General features: G+C 68.6%; 28 protein-coding genes. 18 read left to right on the top strand and 10 right to left on the bottom strand.

The window, feature by feature from the left end; genetic code table 11:
* Positions 1-137 precede the first annotated feature (137 nt).
* From DV707_RS05620 to DV707_RS05605, 4 genes are all read right to left on the bottom strand, one after another.
* Positions 138-737 carry an LURP-one-related/scramblase family protein gene (locus tag DV707_RS05620; RefSeq protein ID WP_103990204.1) on the bottom strand — a complete coding sequence of 200 codons (600 nt, stop codon included), beginning with the start codon at positions 735-737 and terminating at the stop codon, positions 138-140.
* A 193-nt stretch (positions 738-930) separates the two neighbouring features.
* Positions 931-1,653 (bottom strand): HalOD1 output domain-containing protein, encoded by a 723-nt coding sequence (locus DV707_RS05615; RefSeq protein WP_103990205.1) that lies wholly within the window; start codon positions 1,651-1,653, stop codon positions 931-933.
* Between the two features lie 237 nt (positions 1,654-1,890).
* Positions 1,891-2,445 (bottom strand): DUF7504 family protein, encoded by a 555-nt coding sequence (locus tag DV707_RS05610; RefSeq protein ID WP_103990206.1) that lies wholly within the window; start codon positions 2,443-2,445, stop codon positions 1,891-1,893.
* Between the two features lie 224 nt (positions 2,446-2,669).
* Positions 2,670-3,026, bottom strand: coding sequence for a hypothetical protein (locus tag DV707_RS05605; protein ID WP_103990207.1), 357 nt, complete (start codon positions 3,024-3,026; stop codon positions 2,670-2,672).
* Between the two features lie 239 nt (positions 3,027-3,265).
* Between DV707_RS05605 and DV707_RS05600 the strand changes: the two genes are divergently transcribed.
* A complete protein-coding gene (locus DV707_RS05600; protein ID WP_103990208.1) occupies positions 3,266-4,126 on the top strand; it encodes a pirin family protein in 861 nt (286 codons plus the stop codon).
* A gap of 66 nt (positions 4,127-4,192) precedes the next feature.
* Positions 4,193-4,753: an NAD(P)/FAD-dependent oxidoreductase gene (locus DV707_RS05595; RefSeq protein ID WP_103990209.1), complete on the top strand. Its 561-nt coding sequence runs from the start codon at positions 4,193-4,195 to the stop codon at positions 4,751-4,753.
* A 169-nt stretch (positions 4,754-4,922) separates the two neighbouring features.
* Here DV707_RS05595 and DV707_RS05590 read toward each other — a convergent pair whose 3' ends face one another.
* The gene (locus DV707_RS05590; protein WP_103990210.1) at positions 4,923-5,573 is read right to left on the bottom strand and encodes a TetR/AcrR family transcriptional regulator; all 651 of its coding nucleotides are present in this window, start codon (positions 5,571-5,573) and stop codon (positions 4,923-4,925) included.
* Positions 5,574-5,869: 296 nt separating this feature from the next.
* On the opposite strand from DV707_RS05590, the gene DV707_RS05585 reads away from it, so the two are divergent.
* From DV707_RS05585 to DV707_RS05565, 5 genes are all read left to right on the top strand, one after another.
* A complete protein-coding gene (locus DV707_RS05585; protein ID WP_103990211.1) occupies positions 5,870-6,265 on the top strand; it encodes a hypothetical protein in 396 nt (131 codons plus the stop codon).
* A gap of 243 nt (positions 6,266-6,508) precedes the next feature.
* Positions 6,509-7,831: a nucleotide sugar dehydrogenase gene (locus DV707_RS05580; protein WP_103990212.1), complete on the top strand. Its 1,323-nt coding sequence runs from the start codon at positions 6,509-6,511 to the stop codon at positions 7,829-7,831.
* Positions 7,832-8,833 carry an NAD-dependent epimerase/dehydratase family protein gene (locus DV707_RS05575; RefSeq protein ID WP_103990213.1) on the top strand — a complete coding sequence of 334 codons (1,002 nt, stop codon included), beginning with the start codon at positions 7,832-7,834 and terminating at the stop codon, positions 8,831-8,833.
* Between the two features lie 6 nt (positions 8,834-8,839).
* A complete protein-coding gene (locus DV707_RS05570) occupies positions 8,840-10,144 on the top strand; it encodes a glycosyltransferase family A protein (RefSeq protein WP_103990214.1) in 1,305 nt (434 codons plus the stop codon).
* A gap of 1 nt (position 10,145) precedes the next feature.
* Positions 10,146-11,471: a polysaccharide deacetylase family protein gene (locus DV707_RS05565; RefSeq protein ID WP_103990215.1), complete on the top strand. Its 1,326-nt coding sequence runs from the start codon at positions 10,146-10,148 to the stop codon at positions 11,469-11,471.
* 152 nt (positions 11,472-11,623) lie between these two features.
* Here DV707_RS05565 and DV707_RS05560 read toward each other — a convergent pair whose 3' ends face one another.
* From DV707_RS05560 to DV707_RS05545, 4 genes are all read right to left on the bottom strand, one after another.
* Complete coding sequence (locus DV707_RS05560; RefSeq protein ID WP_394337390.1) at positions 11,624-11,968, bottom strand: hypothetical protein; 345 nt, start codon at positions 11,966-11,968, stop codon at positions 11,624-11,626.
* A 189-nt stretch (positions 11,969-12,157) separates the two neighbouring features.
* The gene (locus DV707_RS05555) at positions 12,158-12,895 is read right to left on the bottom strand and encodes an isopentenyl phosphate kinase (protein WP_103990216.1); all 738 of its coding nucleotides are present in this window, start codon (positions 12,893-12,895) and stop codon (positions 12,158-12,160) included.
* Position 12,896: 1 nt separating this feature from the next.
* Entirely contained in the window at positions 12,897-13,949 is a 1,053-nt protein-coding gene (gene mvk / locus DV707_RS05550; protein WP_103990217.1) for a mevalonate kinase, read from the bottom strand.
* A gap of 82 nt (positions 13,950-14,031) precedes the next feature.
* Positions 14,032-14,346, bottom strand: coding sequence for a hypothetical protein (locus DV707_RS05545; RefSeq protein WP_103990218.1), 315 nt, complete (start codon positions 14,344-14,346; stop codon positions 14,032-14,034).
* 121 nt (positions 14,347-14,467) lie between these two features.
* Here DV707_RS05545 and DV707_RS05540 point away from each other — a divergent pair, with 121 nt between their 5' ends.
* From DV707_RS05540 to DV707_RS05505, 8 genes are all read left to right on the top strand, one after another.
* Positions 14,468-15,526, top strand: a complete 1,059-nt coding sequence (locus DV707_RS05540; RefSeq protein WP_103990219.1) for a zinc-binding metallopeptidase family protein — start codon at positions 14,468-14,470, stop codon at positions 15,524-15,526.
* A 165-nt stretch (positions 15,527-15,691) separates the two neighbouring features.
* Positions 15,692-16,168, top strand: coding sequence for a 50S ribosomal protein L11 (locus DV707_RS05535; protein ID WP_103990220.1), 477 nt, complete (start codon positions 15,692-15,694; stop codon positions 16,166-16,168).
* A 418-nt stretch (positions 16,169-16,586) separates the two neighbouring features.
* Entirely contained in the window at positions 16,587-17,225 is a 639-nt protein-coding gene (locus DV707_RS05530) for a 50S ribosomal protein L1 (RefSeq protein ID WP_103990221.1), read from the top strand.
* Positions 17,222-18,271, top strand: a complete 1,050-nt coding sequence (locus DV707_RS05525) for a 50S ribosomal protein L10 (protein ID WP_103990222.1) — start codon at positions 17,222-17,224, stop codon at positions 18,269-18,271. Before DV707_RS05530 ends, DV707_RS05525 begins: the two co-directional genes overlap by 4 nt.
* Before the next feature lie 18 nt (positions 18,272-18,289).
* Positions 18,290-18,631: a 50S ribosomal protein P1 gene (rpl12p, locus tag DV707_RS05520; RefSeq protein WP_103990223.1), complete on the top strand. Its 342-nt coding sequence runs from the start codon at positions 18,290-18,292 to the stop codon at positions 18,629-18,631.
* Between the two features lie 198 nt (positions 18,632-18,829).
* Complete coding sequence (locus tag DV707_RS05515) at positions 18,830-20,089, top strand: tripartite tricarboxylate transporter permease (protein WP_103990224.1); 1,260 nt, start codon at positions 18,830-18,832, stop codon at positions 20,087-20,089.
* A 100-nt stretch (positions 20,090-20,189) separates the two neighbouring features.
* On the top strand, positions 20,190-20,369 hold the full coding sequence (locus DV707_RS05510) for an HVO_2753 family zinc finger protein (protein ID WP_081927459.1): 180 nt from the start codon (positions 20,190-20,192) through the stop codon (positions 20,367-20,369).
* A 3-nt stretch (positions 20,370-20,372) separates the two neighbouring features.
* Positions 20,373-20,639 (top strand): elongation factor 1-beta, encoded by a 267-nt coding sequence (locus tag DV707_RS05505; RefSeq protein ID WP_103990225.1) that lies wholly within the window; start codon positions 20,373-20,375, stop codon positions 20,637-20,639.
* 195 nt (positions 20,640-20,834) lie between these two features.
* Here DV707_RS05505 and DV707_RS05500 read toward each other — a convergent pair whose 3' ends face one another.
* On the bottom strand, positions 20,835-21,101 hold the full coding sequence (locus DV707_RS05500; protein ID WP_103990226.1) for a hypothetical protein: 267 nt from the start codon (positions 21,099-21,101) through the stop codon (positions 20,835-20,837).
* Positions 21,102-21,238: 137 nt separating this feature from the next.
* Here DV707_RS05500 and DV707_RS05495 point away from each other — a divergent pair, with 137 nt between their 5' ends.
* The 3 genes from DV707_RS05495 (at position 21,239) to DV707_RS05485 (ending at position 22,625) form a co-directional block, all read left to right on the top strand.
* Positions 21,239-21,529, top strand: coding sequence for a 50S ribosomal protein L21e (locus DV707_RS05495; protein WP_103990227.1), 291 nt, complete (start codon positions 21,239-21,241; stop codon positions 21,527-21,529).
* A gap of 11 nt (positions 21,530-21,540) precedes the next feature.
* Positions 21,541-21,897: an RNA polymerase Rpb4 family protein gene (locus tag DV707_RS05490; protein WP_103990228.1), complete on the top strand. Its 357-nt coding sequence runs from the start codon at positions 21,541-21,543 to the stop codon at positions 21,895-21,897.
* A 77-nt stretch (positions 21,898-21,974) separates the two neighbouring features.
* Positions 21,975-22,625 (top strand): DUF655 domain-containing protein, encoded by a 651-nt coding sequence (locus tag DV707_RS05485; RefSeq protein ID WP_103990229.1) that lies wholly within the window; start codon positions 21,975-21,977, stop codon positions 22,623-22,625.
* Positions 22,626-22,689: the final 64 nt, after the last annotated feature.

Below are 22,689 nucleotides of genomic sequence, written 5' to 3'. Positions count from 1 at the left end.
CCGTGCCGTGGCAGTCAGACTACTGCGAGGAGTGCGGCGCCGACGTTCCGGAGGATTCCTAACCCCGAATCGGACGCGAGCCAGCGTCGCCGCACGTCTCACAACCGGAGCGCCCGACGACTGCACCGGATCTCACCTCACTGGTTTTCGAGGGCGTCGAGGATGCACGCGGCGGCGATCACGGCCTCCTTCGGGACGTTGCTGGCGTCGTCGATGCTGACCGTGTAGGTGTCCCGCAGCGAGAACTGCCCCTCGATGTCGCCGACGTGGTCGCCCGCGGCGTCGAAGATCTCGTACTTGTTCGGGACGAGGTTCGCGACGGAGACGAGGTGTCGGAGCGCCGAGAGGAGCTTGTTCTTCGAGCGGATGGTCGCGAGCGCCTCCCCCGTCTCGGGGTCGCGGATCGTCCAGTTCTCGACGAACAGCGAGAAGTCCTCGTCGAGAACGACGACCTCCTCGCCGGTGCCCGCGTCCGTGATGGCGTAGTTCCCGGCGACGTCCAGAATGCCGCCGGCCTTCACCGTGAACGCCTCCGCGCCGTCGCCGGTGACGAAGGGGAACTCCTCTTTCATCTTGAACAGCTTCTGCTTGCCGCGCAGGACGACGTCACCGGCGCCGTCGCGGACGACGTACTTGTTCCGGATCATCGACTGTTTGACCTCGTAGCGGTCGTCGGTGAGATCGACCGTCGAGATGTCGTAGGGGGACGACGCGTCGGACCCGGGGAACTGGGACATAGCTACCGGTGGTCCACGTTCGGAGAAAAGTGTTCTGCTGACCGCGGTTGCACGGTGGTCCCGACCGCCTCGGCGCGACCACGCGACCGAGAGCGACTCGGGAGAGCGTTTCGCGTCGCACCCGCGGTCGCCATCGAAGGGACGAGAGAGACCGTCAGAAGTGCCGGGCCGTTGGTTTTCCGCCCCGAACCGATTATAATTCGCGTTCGTACACGGTGACCGTACCCACGCTACTGATCTGGACCGCGTACTCGTCGGTGTAAAAGAGCAGTTGCCACTCCGAGTCCTCCTGTTGCAGCAGGCGTGCGAAGAGGTCCGGATCGATGTGGGTGTGGATCGGTTCGAGTTCGAGCGGATCGACGCCGTCGGCGTCGGCCAGCGTCTGGACGACCGTCTCCAGAATCGGATCGTCGCCCGGTTGCGTCACCCAGCTGTTCTCGGCGAGGACGCGGTCCCGATCGGGAACGGGCCTCCGCCCGCCGGCAGACCGCCGTCGGGACGGCGAGGGAGCCGGATGCGTCCGGGCACGGGTCCTTCCGACGAAGACCCCGGCGCCGATACCGACGCTGATGAGGATCAGCGTCTGATCGATCACGCCGCCGATCGGAGCCGAGTTGACGTGGTGCAGCGCGATCATCCACCCCGCGATCGCGGCGGCGGCCACCGTCCCGACCCAGCCCCACTTTACGATCCGGTTCACCTGGTCGGTTTCGAGCTGTCGCCGTCTGAGACGGAGCGTGAAGAGCCCCAGTCCGAGTGAGACGCCCAGCGGAACGAGCACGACGAGGAGATCCCAGAGGACCGGCTCCGGAGAGTACAGGAGGTATCCGCCAGCCGCAGCCGCGTTCAGACCGGTGAACAAAAGGAGGTGATACTCCGACGGGAACGGTTGCCGTCGGAGCAGGTCGATACTCATCAGCACTAACTTGTTGTCTCAAGTACAAAAAGTAGTTGGAAGCCGCCGGGGAACGACGCTTCCGAGGCTTCGGCTTCGGGCTTGTCAGAGGGAGTAACGGAGGTGACCGGGGAGCCACAGACCTCGGCTGGCCCCGGTCTTCGGATCGGCTGAAACCGAATCGATAGGTTGCTACGATGATCCCCATCAATTCACGAGACCGTGAAAGAGTGCGTCCCCTGCGAGAGCGAGGAAACGCTACTCGGGGACGACCGACCGGAGTCGTTCCACCGTCTCCGGGTCGTGGACGGCCGGGGTGAGAAACAGTCGGGCCGAGACGTCGTGCTGTTCGAACAGCTCGAGACACCGCTCGAGAAAGGAGACCACGGCGTCCACCGAACTGTACTGCAGCAGCAGCGACACCGAGTCCACGTAGACGATCGTCGGGTCATCAGTTGGAGTGCGATCGCAGAACTTGACGAGTTCGAGCCCGATTTGCGAGAGGTCGCCGGGGTTGCCGACGTACGTGAACCGCGTGGGAATCCCCAGCGACTCGCCGGCGGCTTCGACGGCCGTCGCGTCGTCGACGGCGTACCCGGTGTGGACGATCGCCACCTCGGCGAGCCGGTCGACGTCGGTCTCGGACCAGTGCTGCAGGCGCGCCTGCGGGGAGAACACGCAATCGAGGTGGAGCACGTGGGTGTCGGGTTCGAGCGACGAGGGCGGACTGAAGACGGGATCGGTGGCGCTGGTGATGACCGGCCGTTCGACGATGCGGACATCCGAATCCCGATCTGCGTTGTGGGGGGCCATCCGGTGTGTAGGTAGTAATCTGACAATCAAAAATATAAACCCGATGAACTGTGGTGTTCGACGTCGGTCCCTCGGGTTCGCGAACGAACCGCTCGGCGGTCCGACTTCTGATCCTCGCGCGGCAGCGACGAGGGATCGGCAGTGGCCGACGAGGGACCGACGGTCGATGCGGTCGCTCGCGGTCTCCGACGGGGGCGCCGAGCAGTCGCGCGTCGACGAGCGTCTCACCCCAGCAGCAACCGCAGGTTGTACACCGTGGTGAACGTTCCCAGAACCGTCAGCACGACCGGCGGCAAGTAATAGAAGATCCGGCCCTCGCGCTGGGCGGCGTCGACGCTCACGAGGATGAACGTCAGAAACACCGCCAGTTTGAGTCCGACCAGCCCCGCGTTGCCGAGCGTTTCCACGGCGGCCCGGATCAGCGGGTTCGCCTCTCGGACCCGATCGCTGAAGCCGATCAGCGCGATGGTGGTCATAACGTCGCCGACGCCGTACGTCACCGTGGCGAAGAACCACAGCCGCGAGAACTCCCGCTCGCCGAACGGCGTTCCGGAAAGCCGGAGCCGCGACGGCAGTTGCACGCGAGAGGGAAGGCCAGCCGAGGATAAATCCCGGTCGGCTCCGCGAGACCCGTCGACCGTCGATCGACGCCGCCCCGTAGATCGGCCGCGTTCGGGCCCTTATCGACGTCCACGACGTCGATCCCTAGACTGCCGGCGTCACGGCTTTCGACCGCACGATCTCCGATGTCACGTTCGCCGTCCCTCCGATACGACGTCCGTGCCGACAGCCTTTACCGGACGGTAAGCCAACGGTCGGTATGTCCCCGAACGAGTCGAACGCGGCGGGACGAGTACGCACCGGACAGCGCGTCCGACACGGCACGGGCGTGCACTCGAACCGCGCGTTCCCGACGGACGCCTATCCCTCGAACCTGGACCCCTTCGTCCTATTCGAGCGGTTCTACATCGACCCCGATCAGGGGTTCCCGATGCATCCCCACCGCGGGTTCGAGATCGTCTCGTACATGATCGACGGCGGGATGGAACACGAGGACTCCCTGGGCGTCGCGAACACCGCGGAGGCGGGCGAGGCGATGCGGATCACCGCCGGAGCGGGGATCCGCCACTCGGAGTTCCCGGCGGGCGGGGCAGCCTGTACGGGCCTCCAGCTCTGGGTGAACCTCCCGCGGGCGGCCAAGGACGTCGATCCCGACTACGAGGACGCGAGCGCCGCGGAACTGCCGACCGAGCGCGTCGACGGCGCGACGGTCACGACCGTCGTCGGCGAGGGATCGCCGATCGCGCTTCGGACCTCGATGGAGTACCTGGACGTCACCGTCGACGGCGACTGGACGTGGACCCGGCCCGAGGGCTGGTCGGGGTTCCTCTACGGCGTCTCCGGCTCGGGCACGGTCGCGGTCGGCTCCGAGGGCGCCGGCGCGGGGTTCGATTCGGCGGAACCGCTCGGCGAGGGCGACGTGCTGGCGATAACCGACGACGCACCCGTCGAACTCCGCGGCGACGGTGGGGGCGATTCCCGCGGCGACGCTGCCGGGGGTTCACGCGGCGACGGTGGGGACGACCCCCGCGGCGACGACGCCGACGACTGGCGAGTCGTCGCCGTCGCGGGGCAACCGCACGGCGAGCCGATCCGCCAGCGCGGTCCGTTCGTGTTGTAGTTCGGGCGGAACGACCTGTTTTACCAGATGGTAAAGTGTATTAACGCGCGGTGATTGCACTGAGGTATGGTAGACGTAGCTGTCGTCGGCGGGGGACCCGCCGGCCTGAGCGCCGCACTGTACGCCGCCAAGAACGACCTCGAAACCGTCGTCTTCGACACCGACGAGTCGTGGATGCACAAGGCGCACCTGTTCAACTACCCCGCCGTGCGGAGCATCAGCGGCGACGAGTTCCTCACTGTCACCCGCGGACAGGCCCGCGACCGCGGCGCGACGCTCGTCGAGGAGGCGGTCACGGACGTCGAGGAGACCGACGACGGGTTCGACGTCTCGACGGCCGACGACGAGTACACCGCGTCGTACGTCGTCCTCGCGACCGGCGGCGACCGGAGCCTCGCGGAGGGTCTCGGCTGCGACTTCACCGACGAGGACGTCGTCGACGTGAATCTCGATATGGAGACGTCGGTCGAGGACGTCTACGCGACCGGCGCGATGGGTCGCGCCGAGAAGTGGCAGGCCGTCATCGCCGCCGGCGACGGCGCGGCCGCCGTCCTCGACGTCCTCTCGAAGGAGAAGGGCGAGTACTACCACGACTTCGATATGCCGTCGGACGTCCCCGAACTGTAGGGAAGGGCCGACGCCGACCGGGGCCGGAACGCGACGCCGTGGCGGAACTGGGAAACGACGGCGAGCCGTAACTGAAACACGACGCTGAACTGGAATCGAAAACGACGCTGAACTGGAACCGAACCGGGATCGAAACACGATCCCGGACTGAAACGGATCGGTCGAGCGGTTACGATTCTGCCGTTTCGTCGGCCTCGCCGGCCTCGTCCGACCCGTCGTACAGCGAGTCGAGGACGAACTCCTCTATCGCGCGCCGGGCCTCTTCCGGCGCGTCGTCGTGGCCGAGCGCCAGCCGCCGCTCCCGCGCGACGTGGATCGTGTCGGTGAGGTGCTGTCCCATCAGGTCGGCGTCGACGTCTCGAAACGCCCCCGCTTCGATCCCGCGCTCGATGACGTCGACGATGCTCGCCTTGAGCCGGTCGTAGTGCTCCGTGAACAGCTCGCGGTGGGCCTCGTCGTGCTGGGCGGAGGCGTACAGTTCGTGATACACCTCCATGCGCTCCCAGTGGGAGAACTCCGCGAACTCCGGTCCGAACAGGCAGCGGTCGATGCGCATCTCGAGCTCCTCGCGGGGGCCCGTCTCCTCGTCGACCGCGATGCTCCCCTCGTATTGGTCGATGACGTATTCGAGAAACGACGACAGCAGGTCGTACTTGCCGTCGAAGTGGTAGTGGATCACCTGCCGAGAGAGATCCATCTCGGCCCCGATGTCGCGGACGCGGAGGTCGCTGTACCCGTGCTTTCGCAGCGCCCGAAAGGTGGCCTCCATAATGACCTCACGGGTGTCCTGGGTCTCGACCGACCCGTCCGGTTCGCTCATAGGGTACCGTTGCGCTGCGGGTTACATATCGGTTTCCTCGCGCGGGCGGTTCGGCCCTCGTCCGCGCGTCGGCCCCGCCCCGTCGTGGCCGCTCTTCGCGCCGGCGGTCCGCACCCCGACTATGGAAGCGCCGTCCCGCCCTGCGGGTGCGACGCGTGCTTGACGAGCCTCCCGGTCGCATCCCGCCCCGGCCCAAATCGACGCAAACTGCGGAGAATCCGGCGAAACTGGCGTTCAAGGACGGTCCCATTCATTGTCGACGGCCGCCGAGTCGGCGTCGGAGGTCAGTGAATCCGATGTATCTCGACACCCTGCTCCAGTTCGGTCGGTTCGATCCGCTCGACGGCGTCGTCGTCTTCGCCGTCGGCCTGCTCGTCGGCGGCGGCGCGATCCACGTCGCGGCCAGACACGTCGTCTTCCGCGGCGAGCCCGGCGGGCTGACCTTCGAACACGCCGTCCTCACGGCGCTCCTGGGCGCCGTCGCGTGGGCGCTCCTCTCGTGGATCCCGCTGTTCGGGGCGCTGTTCGGACTCGTCGGCTGGATCGGCGTCATCAAGTGGCGCTACCCCGGCGGCTGGGCGAAGGCGGCGGTCACCGGCGCGGCGGCCTGGGCCGCCGCGGTCGTCGCCCTCGCCGCGCTGGAACTGATCGGTCTGGGGTCGGTCTCGGCGCTCGGCGTTCCCGGAACGTAGCCGCCGGGGGCCGCGACGGAATCCGCAGCGAGACGCATACCGTATCGGCCGGATGGACGGCGAACGCTGCGGGGACTCGACCCCGCCGCGAGCGGACGCCTCGAATCCGCCCGCTCCGAGACTCCGTATAGTTACTGAGGTGATACGAATCGGGCCGGAATCCGTAGGAGCCTGCTAACCGCGCCCCCGACTCGCGGTTTACTGAGAATAACAATGTGAAAATCCGGCGTCTCTCGACGCGAGATGACCCAGATAGGCGTCGTCGGACTCGGGTACGCTGGCTACCCGTTAGCGGTATCGTTCGCCGAGAGCGGGTTCTCCGTGGTTGGCTACGACGTCGACGAGGAGAAGGTCGACGCGCTTCGGAGCGGCGATCACTCGCTCGCCGAAGCGACCGGTGCGGAAGCCGCCCGGCTCACGCACACCTCGGAGCCGGAGCGGCTGTCGGCGTGTGGGACCGTCTTCGTGTCGGTCCCGACGCCGATCACAGAGAGCGGAGAACCCGACACGTCCGCCGTGCGGGAGGCCGGTCGAACGATCGGCGCTCACCTCTCGGAGGACACCACGGTCGTCCTGCAGTCGACGATCTATCCGGGCGGCACCCGCCGGGAACTCGTGCCCGCGATCGAGGAGGCGTCCGGCTGGACGGCCGGCGAGGAGTTCTCGGTCGGTTACGCGCCCGAGCGGTCGAGTCCGGGCGCCGAAACCCGGGACATCGAGGAGATCGAGCGATGTGTGGCGGCGCAGGACGCCGCGAGCCGAGCGCGGATACGGCGACTGTTCGAGACGGTTCTCGACGCACCGGTGCACCCGGTCGCGACGATCGAGGCGTGCGAGGCGGCCAAGTGCCTCGAGAACGTCCAGCGCGACGTCAACATCGCCCTGGTGAACGAGTTCGCGATGGCCTGCGAGCGCGTCGAGGCCCTCGACGCCGACGAGGTCCTCCGGGCGGCGGCCACGAAGTGGAACTTCCACAGCTACCGGCCCGGACTGGTCGACGGCCACTGCATTCCGGTCGACCCGCACTACCTGATCCACCGGTTCGAGGAAGCGGACTACTCGCCGGAACTGATGAAGACCGCGCGCCGGGTGAACGACCGGGCCGCCGACCACGTCGTCGAGCTGACGTGCGACGCCCTCGCGCAGCGTCCACAGGTGGTCGCCGACGGCGGGGTCGACGGCCGACCGACCGTTCCCGCCCGGGGGTCGTCGAACGACGTACTCGCCGTCGGCCTCACCTACAAGTCGGGGGCGGACGACCTCCGGGTTCCGACGAGGAGACGCGCGATCGCGGAACTGTCCGAGCGGCAGGGCGACGTGGTCGGGTACGACCCGCACGCGTCGCCGGCCGCGGCGGCAGAGACGTTCGACGTCCCGATCCAAGCGGAGCTGGACCCCGAGGGGTTCGACGCCCTCGTCGTGTTCACCGACCACGAACTGGTTCGGCGGCTCGATCTCGATCGGGTGTCGAGAGCGATGAGCGAGAACCCGGTCCTCGTCGACGCCACGCAGTCGATCGACCGCGGGGCCGCCCGCGAGCGGGGCTTCATCGTCAGGGGGATGTAGATGACCGACACCGTAGACGCCGGGCTTCGGAACCGGAACGTGTTGATCACGGGCGGGGCGGGCTTCATCGGCAGTCGGTTGGCGGAGCGGCTCCAGGGCGCCAACGCCGTGACGGTCCTCGACGACTTCTCGACCGGTGCCCGCGAGAACCTCGCGCGGATCGACCCGGAACGAGTCGTCGAGGCCGACGTGCGAGCGTACGACCGCGTTCGCGACGCCGCCGAGGGGCAGGACGTCGTCGTGCACCTGGCGGCGATGATGGGCGTCCAGCGGACGCTGGAGAACCCCCTGGAGGTGCTGTCGGTGAACATCGAGGGGACGCAGACCGTCCTGCAGGCGGCGAGGGACGCCGGCGTCGAACGGGTGGCCGTCGCCTCCACGTCGGAGGTCTACGGCGACGCCCCCGTCCCGCCCTACGCCGAGAGCGACGAGACCGCCCCGAAGACGAACTACGCGGTCGCGAAACTGGTCGACGAGCGGTTCACGAAGGCCTTCGCGGAGCGCTACGGCCTCGAGTACACGGTCCTGCGGTACTTCAACGTGTACGGCCCCCGTCAGGACGGCTCGGAGTACGGATACGTCGTGCCGATCTTCCTCTCGAACGCGCTCGACGGCGACCCGGTGACGGTGCACGGCGCCGGCGACCAGACGCGGGACTTCACGCACGTTCGCGACGCGGTCCGGTGTACGGTTCGAGCGCTCGGTCCGGCGGGGCGAAACGAGACGTTCAACGTCGGGACCGGCACCGAGACGTCCGTCGGCGCGCTGGCGCGGAAGGTCGTCGACGTCGTCGGCGACGGCGAGGTGGTCCACGTGGACCACCCCCGGCCCTACACGGTGGAGCGCCGCGTCGCCGACGTCTCGAAAGCGACCGAGAAGCTCGGGTACGAACCGGAGATCGATCTCGACGACGGCCTCCGATCCTTCCTCGACGAGCAGCCAGAGGGACCAGTCGAGTCGGGAACGACGGCCCGCGCTCCAGTCGGGTCGAAGGTGGAGTGACGGGCGATGGGCGCGCCGATGCCGATCCTCGGGCTGTCGACGATGCTGTGTGGCTACGCGAAGCTCCGCTACGGGGCGCTCCCGGCCGCGGTGAGTACGGGGGCACAGCCGGACGTGGTGGCCGTCATCCCGGCGTTGAACGAGGAGCGAACGATCCCGTACGCGATCGTCTCGCTGGCGACGCAGACGGTGCCGCCGGACCGACTGGTCGTCGTCGACGACGGGTCGACCGACTCGACGGGCGACGTCGTCGAGGGGATCCGATCGGGGGTCCCGTTCGACGTCGAACTCCGCACCCACGAGACGCCGCGGGGGAAGACCGCGAGCATCAAGGAAGTCGCGCGGGCGGCCACCGAGGAGCGGCTCTTCGTCCTCGACGCTGACACGTACCTGGAGAGCGAGACGTATCTCGAAGCGCTGCTCGGAGAGCACGAGCGCGACGACGACGTCGCGTGTGCGTTCGGGCGCGTGCGCCCGTCGACGCGAGCCGACAAGGCGGCGGTGTTCGACTCGGAGATTCGGGGTCGGTACGGCGAGGACGACCCCGCCCGTGTGCCCCTCGAAGAGGAGATCGAGTCGTGGGAGACGCCCGGCTCGAAGCTCCGGTACTACCTCGGCCGATGGCCGGTCGAGCGGTACCGCGACACCCTCTACCGCGTCGAACAGGGGTTCATCAAGGAGGCGTACATGCGACTGTTCGGGACGGCGCTGTTCCCGGCGGGCTGCGGCGTCCTGTACGACCGGGAACGACTGGTCGAGGTGTTCGACGGCTACGAGGCGTCGCTGGGGGACAACCTCACGAACAGCGAGGACATCTTCCTCGGGTTCGCGTTCGCCCACCGCGGCCTGACGAACGTCCAGGTCGATCGCGTCTCGATGCGGACGGCGGAACCGTCGCTCCGGGAGCTACCGCGGCAGACGTACCTGTGGGGGTCGGCGTACCTCCAGAGCGCGTACTACTTCAGACGCCTCTCGACGCGCGTCAGAGGCGGCGACGACCCCCGTCGCCGCCCGTACGGACGGGCCGTGCTCGCGCAGTTCGTCGACGGGCTCTACCCGTCGATGCTCCTGTTGACGGTCGCACTGTTGGCGTTACAAATCGTCGACCTGGAGTGGCTCTTCGGCCTGCTCGCGTTCGAGCTATCGACGTACGCGGTGATCGCGGTCGCCGTGGCACGCGAACGGAAGCGAGCGCTCCTGGGCGCGCTCGTCTCCGTGCCCGTCCGGCTGTTCCAGCTCCCGATGGGGACCTACGTCTACCTCCGAGTGGTCGCGGATCTCCTGCGCGGAAACCGCAGCTGGGGGAAGTGACATGCGCCGGCGTCACTTCCTCTCGACCGTCGGCGTCGGAATCGCCTCGATCGCCGGCGGCTGTCTCGGGGACGACGAGTCGAGCACCGCGACCGGCCGGACCGACACGGCGCCTCCGCGCTCTACGACCGGCGCGACCGAACCTGTCGAGCCGACCGGAACCGCCACCTCCCGCCCGAGGTCGTCGCTCACGGTGGACGGCGAGTTCAGAGCGGCCCGCGCCGACGTCGGAACGCCGGTCGCCGACTTCGAGACGGCCGGCTCGTGGTCGGCCTCCCGCGGCGACGCGAGCCTCCAGTCCGGGGAGCGGGTCCGAGGCGAACGGGCCCTCCGGTTGTCGACCGATCGGACCGAGTCCGAGGCGATCGCCTGCCGCGAGTTCGACGCGCCGCGGGACTTCTCGAATCGGGGGTTCTCCCTCGCCGCCAAGTGGGAGGCTCCGAGCGACGCGTGGTACCAGGTGGCGCTCACGCTTCGGGACGCAGACGGTGACTTCCTCCGATTCACGCAGGTCGTCGAGGCCCCGCACCGAAGCGACTGGCACCGACTCGACCTCGGCGTCCACTCCGTCGGCGGCGACCCGGACCTCACGAGAGTCACCGGGATGGACGTGATGACGTGGGTCGGCGACGGCGCCTCCCGGGTGTTCGTCGACGACCTCCGGTCGGTGCCGACCGCCGACACCGGATACGTGCTTTTCACCTTCGACGACGCCCCCGAGTCCGCCTACACCGTGGCGTATCCGGCGATGCGAGAGCGCGGGTTCGCCGGGTGCGTCGGGGTCATCAAGCGACACCTCGGCCACTCGGGCTACCTGTCGCTCGACCGGATGGACGAGATGGCGGCGGCGGGGTGGGAGTTCTGCAGCCATCCGCAGTTCGACCGAGCGCTTCCGGAGATGGGTCTCGATCGGCTCGACGACACCCTCGCAGCGTACAAATCGTGGCTCTACGACCACGGGTTCGATCGGGGAGCGGAGACGATGATCTACCCCTACGGGGCCGTAGACGACGCGGCGCTGGAGGTCGTCGCCGACTATCACAGGCTCGCGTTCAAGGTCGAGCGCGGTCAGTACAGTCCGCGCGTCTCCTCGCCGCTGTTGCTCGGTCGCACCGACGGCGACCGGTTCGAGTCGGTCTGCCAGGCGATCGATCGGGCCGCCAGATACGGACTCGTCGTCCCGATTATGTACCACGCGCTGAACGCGGAGGGGCGGATCTCGAAAGCGGACTTCGAGGCCACGGTGGACCTCGTCGCCGACACCGACGGGATCGAGGTGATCACCCCCTCGGAGTACCTCTCGAAACTCAGGGCGGGGGAGCTGTAGCCTGTCTTTCCAGCGAGAAACGACGGAGCGACAGCGGTGGGGAGTCGAACTTCTGAGATCCGAGCTTCGGTTCCAGTTCCCGCGCTCTCATCAGAACAGTGCCGGTCCGGAGGGTCGAAACTCGCGACGGATCGGCGCGGAGCGTCTTCCGGCTACCTGGATCTGGACGCCGAAACGGACGGCGTACCTCGGTCCGTGACGCGTGTTCGCGACTGGTGAGGACCGTCCCGGGCGTCGTCGGCCTCGCGAACAGGCGCTCGGTCGGCTCCGGATACGGACGTGGCGCGCCAGACGTTCGAGCGCACGCCGACCCGCGACATCCCGAGCGGGACCGCCGCTCCGGCCGGGAGGTCGGAGAGCGTCCGTCGGAGTTCCGGAGAGGCGTACTCCACGAGGTGTCGCGTCTCGTTCGTCGCACACACCTCCACGGTGACCGTGTCGTGGTCGTTCATCGGGCGGCGGACGACGACGCGCGTCTCGGCGGGTGGCTGGGACATCACCTGGGATAACGACGACTGGCCGGATAAAATGATATATTTCCTATATTAATCGCTCCCAGGGACTACGTATCCTCAATAGCCTCCTGCGACCCGATCGCAGGCCGGGGTCAGTGGGACTCACTCCAACCTGCCTCGATCCGAAAGTCGACTTCCGGATGGCAACGGCCGCGACGAGTGCTGGCGGGACTACCCGCTGACGCGCGTTCCGGCCGGTTCGCCGGCCAGGAACGCCGACAGGGCGTCGGGACCGAAGATATGCGCCGGCGCGCCGAGCGCCAGGAGCGCCCGTACTTTCGCCGCCATCCCGCCGGTCACGTCCGTCGCCTCGGAGCCGCCGAGGGCGTCGGCGACCTCCGCGAAGTCGGTGATCTCGGGGATCACGTCGCCGTCGGCGTCGTAGACGCCGTCGACGGTCGAACAGAGGCCGACGCGGTCGGCGTCGAGGCCGCGGGCGAGGTGGGCGACGATCTCGTCGCCGCTGATGATCGTCGCACCGGCGCCCGCCTGCGCGATGACGTCGCCGTGGAGGACGGGGACGAAGCCCTCCGAAAGCATCGTCGCCGTGGAGTCGAGCGCGAACGAGAGCGTCGACTCGGCGTCCCGCGCGCCCACAGAGAGCGGGTGGACCGGGAGCGCCGGCACGCCGGCGGCCTGGAGCCGACCGACCACCTCGTCGTTGAGCCGGCGCATCGAGTCGTGGATCGCCCAGACGCCCTCGGCGTCGTGGCTCCCCTCCGTCGGAGTCACGCCGTGTTTGTCCGCGTAGTGGTGCCCGAAGCTCCCCGCGCCGTGCACGAGCGCCAGCGACGACTCGTCGGCGTCGGCGATCGTTTCGACGGCCCGATCGAGCGCGTCGTCGTCGACGGTCTCGGGCGTCTCCTTGTCGGTGACGACGCTCCCGCCGAGTTTGAGGACGACCGTCACGTCACTCCGCCTCCGCGTTCGGGGCGCTCGTCGCGTTCGGTGCCTTTTCCGCCCGGACGCCCTCCCGATCCAGTTCCGCGCGGAAGGCGTCGCGGCACTCCGCCGTGTACCGCAGCGCCGTCCGCGTCTCGGGCGTCTCGTCGAGCGCGACGATGCAGCCGCCGCCGCCCGCGCCGGTGAGTTTCGCGCCGTGGGCGCCGGCCTCGCGGGCGGCCCACACCATGTTGTCGAGCGTGCGCGAGGAGACGCCGAGCGCTTCGAGCAGGCCGTGATCGAAGTCCATCAGTCGGCCGAGGTCGGCCAGGAGTTCCGGCTCGGGATCGGACGCGGGGTCGGCCGCCGCGAGCAGCGACTCCCCCTCCCTGACGATGTCGCCGATGCTCTCGACGGTGTCGGCGGCGAAGCCGTACTCCTCGCGGAGCGAGCGGACGCCGGCGACGAGTTCGCCCGTGTCGCCCGCGCCGCCGTCGAAGCCGACGACGAAGGGGAGGTTCGGCGCGTCGATCCGGCGGCAGTCGTCGCCCTCGACTCTCACCGCGCCGCCCATCGCCGAGCAGAACGTGTCCGCGCGCGAGGCCTGACCGTCCTGGACGTCGTACTCCGCGCGGTAGGCTCGGTCGGCAAGTTCTTCGGACGACAGTTCGACGCCGAGTTCCCGCGTGGCGGCGTCGATGCCGGCGACGACGACGGCCGCCGAGGAGCCGAGCCCCGCTCCCAGGGGGATCTCGCTCTCGACGCGGATGTCGAAGCCGGCGTCGGGCGCGTCGGCGGCGTCGCGGGCCTGTTCGACCGCGGCGTCGATGTACCCCATCGCGGCGTCGACGAGTCCAGACGGGACGTCGACGTCGGGCCGGTCGTCGGTGTCGCCGGCGTACTCGACGGTGAAGCCGTCGAGGCTCAGATCCCGGGCCTCGACCCTGATGTGGTCGTCCTCGCGGGCGTCGACGGCGACGGTGGCCCGGCGCTCGATGGCGCAGGGGACCGCCGGCTCGCCGTAGACGACCGCGTGCTCCCCGAAGAGGTACACCTTCCCGGGGGCGCTTGAGACGGTCATACGGGAGGCATACCGTGGGCGGCGCTTAAGCTATCCGACTGAAATCGGGGGCCGGGAGCTCCGGAGGGTCGGTCCCCTCGCGTTACTCCTCGGCGAAGTCGTCGAGCTCCGTCAGTTCTGCGTCGTCGCCGCCGCGGAGGTACTTCGCCGCGGCCGCGAGCGCGACGAGGAGCACGAGCGCGACGACCGCCCCGATCCGGACCTGTCCGGAACGGCCGCCGGCAGGCGAGCCGTCGTCGGTCGAACCGCCCTCGTCGGCGACGGAGCCCGCTTCGCTCTGTTCGGTCCCGCCGTCGGATGCGCCCTCGCCGGACCCGCCGATCGCCGGGGCGGTGTTCGTCGCGCTGAAACTGAGGCCGTCGTGGAGGTGGATCTCGAAGAAGGTGAACTCGGTCACAACACCTCTCGATACGCCGACAGGAATCATAACGGTTGCGGACGTCCGCTCGGCGGAGCCGCCGGAATGTCTAGCGCCTGTCAGTCGGTGCTTTCAGGTACCACCCAGTCAGAGCGTGAGTATGGACGACGACAGACGCGCGTTTCTGACGGACCTCCTGACGACGCCCAGCCCCTCGGGCTTCGAGGCCGTCGGCCAGCGGGTGTGGCTCGACTACGTTCGCGACTTCGCCGACGACGTGTGGACGGACGACTACGGCAACGCCGTCGCGGTCCACGAGGGGAGCACGGACGTCTCGATCGCCTTCACCGGTCACGCCGACGAGATCGGATTCATCGTCCGCGATATAACCGAGGAGGGCTTCCTTCGGATCGGCCCGATCGGCGGCGCCGACCGGACGGTCTCGAAGGGCCAGCACGTGACCGTGCACGCCGAGACCCCGGTCGCGGGCGTCGTCGGGCAGACGGCGATCCACCTGCGCGACCGCGAGGACGAGTCCTACGACGACATCGACGAGCAGTTCGTCGACGTCGGCGTCGAGGACGGCGAGGAGGCCGAGGATCTCGTCGAGGTCGGGGACCCGGTGACCGTCGAGACCCGCGTGCGGCCGCTGCACGGGACCCGACTGGCCGCCCGGGGGATGGACAACCGCGTGGGGATCTGGTCGGCCGCCGAGGGGCTCCGCGCGGCCGTCGAGGCGGACGTCGACGCCACGGTGTATGCGGTGAGTACGGTCCAGGAGGAGGTCGGCGTCCAGGGCGCGAAGATGGTCGGGTTCGGCCTCGATCCCGACGCGGCCGTCGCCGTCGACGTGACCCACGCCACCGACAACCCCGACGTCCCGGGCAAGCGCACCGGCCCCGTCGAACTCGGCGGCGGCCCGGTCGTCTCACGCGGCAGCGCGAACCACCCGTCGCTCGTCGAACTCGCGCGCGACTCGGCCGAGGCGGCCGACATCGACGTGCAGTTGCAGGCGACCGGCACGCGGACCGGCACCGACGCCGACGCGTTCTACACCGCCCGCAGCGGCATCCCCGCGCTGAACCTCGGGGTGCCGAACCGCTACATGCACACTCCCGTCGAGGTGATCGACACGACCGACCTCGACGCCGTCGCGGACCTGCTCGGCTCGGTCGCGGCCCGCGCCGGCGACGCCGCGCCGTTCGGGCTGGAACTGTGATACGCCGCGGACGTACGTCCGACGGTATGAGCCGGTCGAGAGAAGACGTCTCTCGTCGGGCGGGCAGCGGGTCCCACGGACCCGTAGCGAACACCGTGTCGCACCCTCACACGGCCGTTCGGCCGAAAGAAAACCGTTAAAAGTCGCCGCAGGGTGTTGTGAGGTATGGCTGGAACTATCGAAGTACTCGTTCCCGGCGGGGAGGCGAACCCCGGTCCGCCGCTCGGTCCGGAACTCGGACCGACTCCCGTGAACGTGCAGGACGTCGTACAGCAGATCAACGACGAGACCGCCGCGTTCGACGGGATGGAAGTCCCCGTCACCGTCGAGTACGACGACGACGGCTCCTTCTCGATCTCGGTCGGCGTCCCGCCGACGGCCGAACTCGTCAAGGACGAGGCCGGCTTCGAGACCGGATCGGGCGAACCCCAGAAGAACTTCGTCGCCGATCTGACCGTCGAGCAGGTGAAGAAGATCGCAGAGCAGAAGTCCTCGGACCTGCTCTCCTACGACTCGTTCAACGCCGCGAAGGAGGTCGTCGGCACCTGCACCTCCCTCGGCGTCACGATCGAGGGCAACGACCCGCGCGAGTTCAAAGAGCGGATGGACGACGGCGAGTACGACGACGTCTTCGCGGAGTAGTCCGGACACCGCGGGAACGACCGAGACTTCTCACTTCCTCGTTCGAGGGACCGTCGCTCTCGACGGGACCTCGACGCGTTCGAACGTGACCGAGAGTCGCGACGCCGGTCTCGATCGTCGACGGTTATAGTAGCGTTTGCAACTGATTACTCATCCGACCGCATACCGTCGTGCGATCGAGTGAGGAAAGACTTGCAAACGCTACTATAGTTCGTGATCGCTCGAAGGGGATCGGTTTCCGCGGTCCGGACCGTGCCGACAGTTCCCACGGATCGGGCGTCTCGGGGCCGAAATCGGGCGGTACGGGGAGACTGCTTCGACGGACTTAAGGCCGCCATCCCCGTTCGATCCGACGAGACAGGCAGACGCCTGTTTCACTGACCCGTAGGAGCAATCCTGCGTACTACGGAGGTGAATAATGGCAGATACGATAGTTGACGCAGTCGCTCGCGCACTCGACGAGGCGCCGCCGCGGAACTTCCGCGAGACGGTCGACCTCGCCGTCAACCTGCGCGATCTCGACCTAAACGATCCATCGAAACGTGTCGACGAGTCTGTCGTCCTGCCGGCCGGAACCGGGCAGGAGACACAGATCGTCGTCTTCGCGAGCGGTGAGACCGCGCTCCGAGCCGAGGAGGCCGCCGACCAGGTTCTGGACGGCGACGACCTCGAAGAGCTCGGAGACGACACCGACGCGGCAAAAGACCTCGCCGACGAGACCGACTTCTTCGTGGCCGAAGCCAGCATGATGCAGGACATCGGCCGCTTCCTGGGGACGGTTCTCGGTCCGCGCGGTAAGATGCCGACGCCGCTCCAGCCGGACGACGACGTCGTCGAGACAGTGAACAGGATGAAGAACACGGTGCAACTCCGCTCCCGCGATCGCCGGACGTTCCACACCCGCGTGGGTGCTCAGGACATGGACCCCGACGAGATCGCGGACAACGTCGACGTCATCGTCCGTCGTCTCGAAGCGAGCCTGGAGAAGGGCCCGCTCAACATCGACTCGATGTACGTGAAGACGACGATGGGCCCGTCCGTGGAGGTACCCGCATGAGCGAGAGCGCCGCCGCGCGACGAACGGAGACGATCCCCGAGTGGAAGAAAGAGGAGGTCGCCGAACTCGTCGACTTCCTCGAGGGCTACGACTCGATCGGCGTCGTCGACGTCGCCGGCATCCCGAGCCGCCAGCTGCAGAGCATGCGGCGGGAACTCCACGGGAGCGCGGAGCTGCGGATGAGCCGCAACACGCTCACCGTCCGCGCGCTCGAAGAGGTCGACGACGGCCTCGAAGACCTGACCGAGTACGTCTCGGGACAGGTCGCCCTCGTCGGCACCAACGACAACCCCTTCGGGCTGTACAAGCAGCTCGAAGCCTCGAAGACGCCCGCGCCCATCAGCGCCGGCGAAGTCGCGCCCAACGACATCGTCATCCCCGAGGGTGACACGGGCGTCGACCCCGGCCCGTTCGTGGGCGAACTCCAGCAGGTGGGCGCCGCCGCCCGCATCATGGACGGCTCGATCCAGGTCACCGAGGACTCGAAGGTCCTCGACGCCGGCGAGCCCGTCTCCGAGGAACTCGAAGGCGTCCTCTCCGAGCTCGGCATCGAGCCGAAGGAGGTCGGTCTCGACCTGCGCGGCGTCTTCTCCGAGGGCGTCCGCTTCGAGCCCGACGAACTCGCGATCGACGTCGACGAGTACCGCGCGGACATCGAGTCCGCCGCCGCGGCAGCCCGGAACCTCTCGGTCAACGCGAGCTACCCGACGGCGCAGACCGCGCCGACGCTGCTCGCGAAGGCCGCCGGCGACGCGAAGGCCCTCGGGCTCTTCGCCGCCATCGAGGACCCCGACGTGCTGCCCGACCTCGTCGCGAAGGCCGACGCGCAGGTCCGCGCGCTCGCCGCCCAGATCGACGACGAGGAGGCGCTCCCGGAGGAACTCCGGGGCGTCGAAGCGCCCGCGCCGGCCGCCGAGGAGGCGGACGACGCGGACGATGCAGATGAATCGGCCGACGAAGACGACACCGAAGACGAAGCCGACGCCGACGACACCGACGACGATGACGACGACGGTGCCGAGGGCCTCGGCGCGATGTTCGGATAACTACAGAGGAACACGACAATGGAATACGTTTACGCAGCTCTCACCCTGAACGAATCGGGCGCAGAGATCAACGAAGAGAACATCACCGCGGTCCTCGAGGCCGCCGACGTGGACGTCGAAGAGTCCCGAGTGAAGGCGCTCGTCGCCGCGCTCGAGGACGTCGACATCGACGAGGCCGTCGAGACGGCCGCCGCCGCTCCCGCGCCCGCCGCGGGCGGCGACGCCGGCGCCGTCGAAGAGGCCGACGACGAGGCTGAAGAGGCCGACGAGGCCGACGAGGCCGACGAGGCCGAGGAAGCCGGCGACGACGACGAGGACGAGGAGGCCTCCGGCGAGGGCCTCGGCAACCTCTTCGGCTGAATTCCGAGGACGAACACGCCGAGCGTCCCGTCCGGACGTCGCGCCGACCCGTCTTTCGATTCGATTTCTTTCGACGCTTCGTCGCCAGCGGCGGCGCTGTGGTGAAGGTCGCACAGGGCGGGGCTGTGGTCGAGGCCGCTCTCGTTCGACTCGCCCGCCGCGAACGTTCAAATACGAGGGCGGGACCACTGCGTCGCGATGGCGTCGCCGTCGATCACACTCGCGTACGCGCTCTTCGGCGTGGGGCTCGGAACGCTCACGGGGCTGATCCCGGGGCTCCACGTCAACAGCGTCGCGTTCGTCCTCGTCGGAGTCGCGCCGAGCGTCGACGGTCCGCCCGCGGCCGTCGGCGCGGCGATCCTCGCGGCCGGCGTGGTGCACACCTTCCTCTCGATCGTTCCGGGGCTCGTCCTCGGCGTGCCCGACGCCGCGACCGCGCCGGGGGCCCTTCCGGGTCACCGGCTCGTGCTCGCGGGTCGCGGCCGGGAGGCGATCCGGCTCTCGGCGGTGGGCAGCGGCGTCGCCCTCGTCGGGGCCGTCGCGGTCGCGGTCCCGCTGTCGCGCGTCGTCGCCGCCGGGCGTGAGCCGCTGCTCGCAGCGCTGCCAGTCCTCCTGGCGCTCGTCGCCGCGCTTTTGGTCCTCGCCGAACCGACCCGACGGGCGCGCCTCGGCGGCGTGTGCTGTCTCGCGGTCGCGACCGCGCTCGGACTCCTGACGCTCGACCTGCCGGCGACCGGAATACTGACTCCCGAGGGCGCGGCCTCGATGCTCGCGCCGATCTTCGGCGGCCTGTTCGGCGCGCCCATCCTACTGGACGCGCTCGACGCCCGCGGACGGATCCCGCCGCAGGAGGGGACGACGCTCGGCCTGTCGCGGGTCGGGACGCTCCGGGCCGCGCTGGCCGGCGTCGGCGGCGGGGCGCTCGTCGGCTACCTGCCGGGCGTCTCCGCGGGGGTCGCGGCGGTGCTCGCGCTCGGCGGCGCGGGCGGGAGCGGGCCCGCGGGTCGCGGCTCCGACCGCGCGTACGTCGTCGCGACCAGCGGCGCCGACACCGCGACGGCGGTGTTCGCGGTCGCCTCGCTCGCGGTGCTCGGCGCGCCGCGGAGCGGCGTGACCGTCGCGCTCTCGTCGCTCGTGGGATCGGGGAGCGACGGTACCGCGACCGCCCCGATCGACCTCCCGGGGATGCTCCTGGTGATCGTCCTCGCCGCGGGTCTGGGGGTCGCGATCCTGCTGTCGGTCGGCGAGCGGTACCTCGGACTCGTCCGTCGCCTCCCGCGCCGGCCGCTCCTCGCCGTCGTGTTGGGGCTCCTGTTCGCGCTCTCGGTCGGCTTCGCGGGCGCGCTGGGCGGAGCCGTCTTCTGTCTCGCGTCGCTCGTCGGACTGCTGCCGCCGCGCGTCGGCGCGCGGCGCGTCCACCTGATGGGGGTGCTCTTCGGGCCGATCGCGCTGGGGTGAGGCCTCGGTGCGGGCGGCGGTACGACGCCCCCGCGACCGGCGGTCCGTCGACGCGGCGGGAAAGACAACCGTTAAAAGTCGCCGCCGGGTCAAGTAGTGTATGAGCCAGTCCGAACAGCGACACGCCCGACAGTGCGTGTCCTGTGGCATCAACATCTCCGGCATGAGCGCGGCGACGTTCAACTGTCCGGACTGTGGCCACGAGATCTCGCGGTGTGCGAAGTGCCGAAAGCAGAGCAACCTCTATGAGTGCCCCGACTGCGGGTTCATGGGACCCTGAACGATGGGAAAGGTAGCTGCCAAGATCAAGGTCATGCCGAACAGCCCCGAAATCGACCTCGACGACCTCCAGGAGCGACTCGAACAGTCGCTCCCCGAGGGCGCGAAGATCAACGGCTTCGAGCGTGACGACGTCGCGTTCGGGCTGGTCGCGCTGCTGCCGACCGTGGTCGTCCCCGACGACGCGGGCGGCACCGAAGCGGTCGAAGAGGCGTTCCACGGCGTCGACGGCGTCGAGAGCGTCTCCGTCGAGAACGTCGGCCGCATCTGAGGCCGTCGCGAGCGTTTTTTTCACACCGCTCACTCTCACTTACGAGAGTAACCAGTACTAGATCGGCCGACCGCCGGCCGGTCGACCGCACCGATTCGGTAGTGTCCGCTCCGTTCGTCGCGTGTTCGTCCCGTGTCTTCTCCGGACGGCTGTTGCGACCGGACGCGCACACGCTTCACCCGTGCGCGACGACGGTCACTCGCCCCGGCGGAGGAACAGGAGCCCGACCAGCGGCGAGAGGATGAAGCCGACGCCGAGTGCGATCAAGAGCGGCAGCCCGCCGGCGTCGAGGGCGGTCGCGGCCGCGACGCCGACGACCGCACCGAGGAGGATGCTCACCGAGACGCCGAGCCCGAACGTTTCGAGGCGAGAGCTCGAGTCGTGATCCACCGTTCCGCCGCCGTCGGTGGCGCGGTCGATCTCCTCTGGGAGCTGCCCGCCGGAAGCGTGTTGCTGTGCCATACCCGGTCGTACGACACCCGGTGGTTTAGATTTTGTCGAGACGGGCTGGCGCCTCGCTCCCGCCGTGGCCCCGCGACCGCTGACGGGACGGGAACGTGCGTTTTATAACCGCGTCGGAAGTACTGCCTCCAACGACTATGCCGAGTTCCAATGGTCCACTTCACGGGACGCGAGGAAAGCTCTCGAACAAGCCGCGCGAGCGCGGGACGTCGCCGCCGCAGCGCGCGATCGCGGAGTACGACGAGGGACAGAAGGTCCACCTGAAGATCGACCCGAGCGTTCGCGGCGGTCGGTTCCACCCCCGATTCAACGGGCACACCGGTGAGGTCGTCGGCAAACAGGGCCGCGCGTTCAAGGTCCGGATCGTCGACGGCGGGAAAGAGAAGACGCTCATCGCTCGTCCCGCTCACCTGCGCGCTCAGGAGTAACATCGACGCCGATGACCATCTTCAAAGAGAAGGTAGACGAGGAGTACTTGACCGTCTCGGAGGTCAAGACCCTCCTGGAGGACGTCGAGGCCGACCGCGCCGCAGACGAGGAGCGGGAGCTCCGCTACGAGCTGGCTCGCGCCATCGAACACGTGAACCGGTTCGCCCATCTCGACCCCGAGGAGTCGCGTGATCTCGTCGAGGAACTTCTCGAACTGGAGAAGGTCGACGCGACGACGGCGATCAAGATCGCGGACCTCCTCCCGCAGAGCCGGGACGAACTCCGTGCGGTCTACGCCCAGGAGCGATACGCCCTCAGCGGCGACGAACTCGACGACGTGCTGAACGTCGTCGCGAAGTACGTCTAGGGCGGCGGCTGTCGCACCGACCGACGGGGCGACGCGTCGGCCAACTATTTAAATAGACCCTCGCCGTACGACACCACATGACCACGACCGAGAGCGGAGACGCCGACGGCCCGACCGACTCGGCGGGCGACGACGCCGACGAGACGGCGGGCGAACGCGAATCCGACCCCGAGGACGTGCGCTATGCGGTCGTCCTGGATCACCTCCCGCACGGACGCGCGGACGACGACCGGCCCCGTCACCGGAAGTCCCCGCTCGCGTACGCGCTCGGCGAGCGCGACTTCCGCCTCTTCGAGGTGACGCTCGCGGACGACGCCGACGTCTCGATCGGCGACCGCGTCGTGATCGGTCCGACGGAGGCGCGCGACGCCGTCTCGGGATTCAAGCAGGTGACCTACGACGACCTCTCGAACACCGCGAACGCCGAACTCGAGTACGCCATCGAGGAGATCGTCGAGGCGAACGAACAGCGGTTCGTCGACTTCTACAACGACGCGCAGCCGATCACCCTCCGGCTGCACCAGCTGAACCTCCTCCCCGGAATCGGGAAGAAACTCCGGAACAACATCCTGGATCAGCGCAAACGCGGCCCCTTCGAGAGCTTCGAGGACGTCGAAGAGCGCGTCTCGGGGCTCCACCGACCGAAGGAGGTGCTCGTCGAGCGGATCTTAGAGGAACTGCGCGACGACGACCTGAAGTACAAGACCTTCGTCGGACGCGACTCGTAGCGGCGGCGTCGCGCGCCGAGGGCGGTCCGTCGACGCCGATGTTCGGAGTGCGAACGCCACCGGG

The organism is Halobellus limi (assembly GCF_004799685.1).
GTDB lineage: Archaea > Halobacteriota > Halobacteria > Halobacteriales > Haloferacaceae > Haloquadratum > Haloquadratum limi.
This window is presented reverse-complemented; position numbering and strand designations above follow the sequence as displayed.